The sequence below is a fragment of the Ruegeria sp. YKSF131 genome, assembly GCF_059612645.1.
The window spans coordinates 1-3,291 of record NZ_JBXWQZ010000124.1 but is presented as its reverse complement, the minus strand read 5'-3'; the positions used below and the strand labels follow the sequence as shown (position 1 = coordinate 3,291).

General features: G+C 54.8%; 3 protein-coding genes and 1 pseudogene. 1 reads left to right on the top strand and 3 read right to left on the bottom strand.

Going from position 1 to position 3,291, the window contains the following annotated elements:
- Nucleotides 1–143 precede the first annotated feature (143 nt).
- From AC2FLZ_RS21870 to AC2FLZ_RS21860, 3 genes are read right to left on the bottom strand one after another with little or no spacing between them, the layout of a single operon-like run.
- A complete protein-coding gene (locus AC2FLZ_RS21870; protein WP_480520792.1) occupies nt 144–767 on the bottom strand; it encodes a class I SAM-dependent methyltransferase in 624 nt (207 codons plus the stop codon).
- Between the two features lie 9 nt (nt 768–776).
- Nucleotides 777–1,523 (bottom strand): CDP-diacylglycerol--serine O-phosphatidyltransferase, encoded by a 747-nt coding sequence (gene pssA, locus AC2FLZ_RS21865; protein WP_480495276.1) that lies wholly within the window; start codon nt 1,521–1,523, stop codon nt 777–779.
- A 12-nt stretch (nt 1,524–1,535) separates the two neighbouring features.
- Entirely contained in the window at nt 1,536–2,210 is a 675-nt protein-coding gene (locus AC2FLZ_RS21860) for a phosphatidylserine decarboxylase (RefSeq protein WP_480477954.1), read from the bottom strand.
- A 321-nt stretch (nt 2,211–2,531) separates the two neighbouring features.
- Here AC2FLZ_RS21860 and AC2FLZ_RS21855 point away from each other — a divergent pair.
- Nucleotides 2,532–3,031: pseudogene (locus AC2FLZ_RS21855) on the top strand (transposase); the annotation flags it as partial.
- Nucleotides 3,032–3,291 lie beyond the last annotated feature (260 nt).

Sequence of the window (3,291 nt, the reverse complement as noted above, 5' to 3'; positions counted from 1 at the left end):
GAAGCGCTTCCGGTAAAGGTGCCGACATGATCCATCCTCCCAAACAGGATGAATCACAATTCAGCTCTCATGGGAATCCACACGATTCAGGTTTTTGGCGGGGTGCTTTAGTTTGTGGGCCACGAGAATTGTTGACAAGGCCGTTATGCAAATGCTGTTTTCGTCAAAACCAAAAAGGTCATCATCCCCAGCGGTGGCAGGGTTCTTTGCTCTCCGACGGTCAGTACATCCTCTTGCAATACTGTGTCGATTTCGAAATCAGAATGCCAACCAATTGTGTTTGCAAGCGGGGCAAAAACCCGTTCAAGGGAAGCAATCAAACCCCGCTTTCGTTGGAAGTGGTTGGTGATTACCACTCTGCCGCCCGGTTTGCAGACCCTCGCTATTTCTGCCATCACCCTTTCCGGTTCGGGAACGACGGACAGCACATGCATCGCCGCAACCGTATCGAAGTGGTTGTCCGGAAAATCAAGCGAGCGGGCATCCATTTGCCGCAGCTCCTCGACGTGACTCAGTGATTGGGCTTCCACTTTGTCGCGGGCCTTTTTCAGCATCTCCTCGCTGAAATCGATCCCTGTCACCTGCATCTCGGGCTTGTAGTGTTCCAGTGACAGACCAGTGCCCACGCCGACCTCCAGTACTTTGCCCGGGTGTCTGTTGATATAGTCAACCGCGTGCTGCCGCCCAACACAGGTGATGGCTCCAAACGTCTTGTCATAGACGGGCGCCCATCGAGCATAGGAGTTTTGAACGGCTTTTATGTCCATATCAGGTCCTTAACGGTTAGAAGAGACTTCCTTGCCACGCCAGGCCCAGGCAACCGTTCCCACATATCCAACGCAAAGCGCGATCAGCGTGACCCAGGGATAGGTCAGCAGCGCCGCGCCAACAACAGCGACCCCGATGAGAAAGTATTTTGCATTCTCGCGCGAGATCCGCGTCGTCTTGAAAGACCAGGTTGGTATCCGGCTGATGAGCAGCAGACCGATGACCACCATGTAAAGACAAATCAATATGCCGGGCAGCAGCGGGGCATCTGCAAAAGCGAAGGAAACATACATTGGCAGCATCACCAACAGCGCCCCCGCAGGGGCCGGGACCCCTTTGAAATAGGCATCGTTCTGATCACAGGCTTCGGATTTGCTACCCACGTTGAAACGGGCAAGGCGCATCACGCAGCATACCGCATAAAACAGGACGGCAAGCCACGCTGCGTTTTGAATATCCTGCAAGGCCCAAAAATGAAGAACGAGCGGCGGGGCCACTCCGAAGTTCAGAAAATCTGCGAGTGAATCTAGTTCCGCTCCGATTTTGCTGTCACTGCTGAGCAGGCGCGCAATACGCCCGTCCAACCCATCCAGCACGCAAGCAGCAATAATGAGCTGCACCGCAAGCACGTAATTGCCCTGTACACCAAATCTGATCGCCGTCAGGCCCGCGCATATAGCTGTTATGGTCAGCGCATTGGGCAACAAATGGATCAGCGCGAACCCGGTCTCTTCCTGCTTAGATGGTTTTGCCACAGATCCCACCACCTATTTTTGTTCAGGTGTGCGCAAACTAGCTAGGACGGTTTCGCCCGCAATCATCGTTTGCCCGACACGCACCTGTGGCACGACACCATCAGGAAGATAAACATCCAACCGAGATCCGAACCGGATCAATCCAAACCGTTCTCCGGTTTGCAGCTTGTCACCGGGTTTTACGAAGCAGACGATCCGTCTGGCAACTAGGCCCGCAATTTGGACAACAGCCAGATCCTGACCGTTTGCCATACGAATACGCAAGCTGTTGCGTTCGTTGTCGGCACTCGCCTTGTCCAGGGATGCGTTGAAAAACTTGCCGGGGCGATAGGCAACAGCGGCAATCTCACCTTCAACTGGCGTTCGGTTTACATGGCAGTTGAAGACGCTCATGAACACGCTGACACGGGTAAGCGGCGCGTCGGGCATCCCAAGTTCGCTCGGAGGTACCGCTGCTTCGATCAGCGAAACCACCCCGTCCGCCGGGCTGACGATCAAACCCTCTTCCGTCGGCGGCACCCGTTCCGGGTCGCGAAAGAAATAGTAACACCAGATCGTGAGACCGACGCCAATCCAACCCAGAATGTCAGAAAGTAAAAACAGGCCGACAGCTATTGCGGCAAAGATTGCGACAAACCGAATACCTTCAGGGTGCATCGGTTTGATGAACGTATCGCGCATGCGCATCGCAAGCTTTCCCCCGATAAATTTATTGCACTTTCATAGGAGGATTGGTGAGGAACGCAAGTGTGACGAGCGCAGTCAGTTCATCCTTTGACGATATCTGATGCACAAACCTGTTTCGGCCAGTGCCGTCGCTTCTGGCCGACGATGCGTCCCTTGTTCCAGGTTGGTCGAAATGTGCGGACGGCTGGTAAGTTTGGGGTCGTTTACTCTGATCCACCAATCCGCCATCCTCTTCCAAGTGGCAATCCAATTTTACTGAACGCAGTGAGCCTCCCCAACTGAACTGGTCCACCGTTATGTTTAGGAAACGGAGGACCACGAATGGCAAACAAGCGACCGAAGCCGGAAGAGATTGTCTCGAAGTTGCGACAGGTTGAGATATTGATGGGGCAAGGCATGTCCCGCCTGGATGCAATCCGGCAGATTGGTCTTGTTGAACAGACCTATTATCGCTGGAAGAAAAAGTACGGCGGAATGGGTACGGATCAGTTGAAGGAACTCAAGCGCCTTCAAAAAGAGAATGAGCGTCTTCGAAAGGCCGTCTCGGATCTTACCCTGGACAAACTGATCCTGACGGAGGCGGCCAAGGGAAACTACTGAGCCCCGCCCGTCGCCGTGCCTGCATCAACCATGTGCGCCGCAAACTGCGTGTCTCAGAACGCCGGGCGTGTCGTGTCCTGAAACAGCACCGATCCACACAGCGAAAGCTGCCGAAAGGTCGAACTGATGAGAAGCGCCTGGTGGCGGACATGATAGAATTGGCCCGCCAGTATGGCCGCTACGGTTATCGCCGGATCGCGGCTTTGCCGAGAGATGCGGGCTGACAGGTGAATGACAAGCGCGTCGAAAGGCTTTGGCGGACCGCGTTGCACGAATAGCGCTTGGGCCGCATTTGCCCCTTTCCCCGGTTCGTTATGCGACACGTTCATAGGTCGCACGACCTAGACGGGTCATGCGGTTGAGGGCTTTAACAGCGATGCGGGCTTCGGTTGTCTGGGTCTCCATGTTGCGGCTGCGCAGTTCCAGTCCGATGACCTGTTTGTATCGCCCGATCTGGGCCTCGCCGCGCGATCTCTGACCA